1 protein-coding gene and 1 pseudogene are annotated in these 1,068 nt (G+C 32.4%); both read left to right on the top strand.

Annotation, left to right across the window (positions count from 1 at the left end; translation table 11 throughout):
• Positions 1-371, top strand: a 371-nt coding sequence (locus ACF91D_RS30575; RefSeq protein WP_392438505.1) for a recombinase family protein, incomplete at its 5' end; no start/stop codon positions are given.
• Positions 343-1,068: pseudogene (locus ACF91D_RS30570) on the top strand (Mu transposase C-terminal domain-containing protein); the annotation flags it as partial. The gene ACF91D_RS30575 and the pseudogene ACF91D_RS30570, both read left to right, overlap by 29 nt.

Below are 1,068 nucleotides of genomic sequence, written 5' to 3'. Positions count from 1 at the left end.
CATTAGTTAATGAACTTAACGAACGAGGCGTGAGTTTTCATAGTTTAGAAGAAAATATAACTATGGATAAATCAAGTTCTACAGGACAATTATTATTTCATTTATTCGCAGCGTTTGCAGAATTTGAACGTAACTTAATTTTAGAACGTTCTTCGGCTGGTCGAATTGCAGCTCGTGCCAGAGGACGTTATGGTGGAAGACCTGAAAAATTAAGTAATCAAGATTTGAATTTACTCAAAACACTTTATGATAATGGTACACCAATTAAGACAATTGCAGAACAATGGCAAGTTTCACGCACAACAATTTATCGTTACCTCAATAAATTGGAGGAAAAGGAAGATGAAAAACAAGGAGAAATACCTCACTAATTTTTCTGAAACCAAGCGTAAAGAGGCTATACAAAAGTACGATGTTATTAAACCTTTTATTTTAGGAAACAAATCCTTATCAAGTATTTCTAAAAATACAGGCATTGCGTTAAGTACACTTTATGGGTGGAATAAGTTATATAAAGAACAAGGGCTTAAGGGGCTAATTTATACAACAAGAACCGATAAAGGGACACGTAAAATAGAACCAAAGATAATTGATGAAATTGAACGCCTTGCACTTAAAAATAAAAGAAATAGTATTGCTACAATTCATAGGAAAATCGCTAATTATTGTAAAGAGAATAATTTTGATCCACCAAATTATAAACAAGTTTACAGTGTTATTAAAACAATACCTAAGTCTGTGGTTGATTTTTCTCATCATGGCGAAAAATATTATCAAAATAAGTACGACTTAATACAAATAAGAGAATCATCAAGGCCAAATGAAATATGGCAAGCTGACCATACTTTGCTAGATATCTATATATTAGATCAAAAAGGTAATATCAATAGACCCTGGTTAACCATTATTATGGATGATTATAGTCGTGCAATTGCAGGCTATTTTTTAACTTTCGATAGCCCCAATTCCAAAAATACAGCACTAACACTACATCAAGCCATTTGGAGTAAGAGTAATACAAGCTGGCCGATATGTGGTATTCCTGAAAAATTTTATACTGACCATGGA

The sequence above is a fragment of the Staphylococcus sp. 231237_7MaSpsaltlick genome (genome assembly GCF_043107035.1).
Note: the sequence above shows the minus strand (reverse complement) of the source record. Positions and strands in the feature narration are given on the sequence as shown.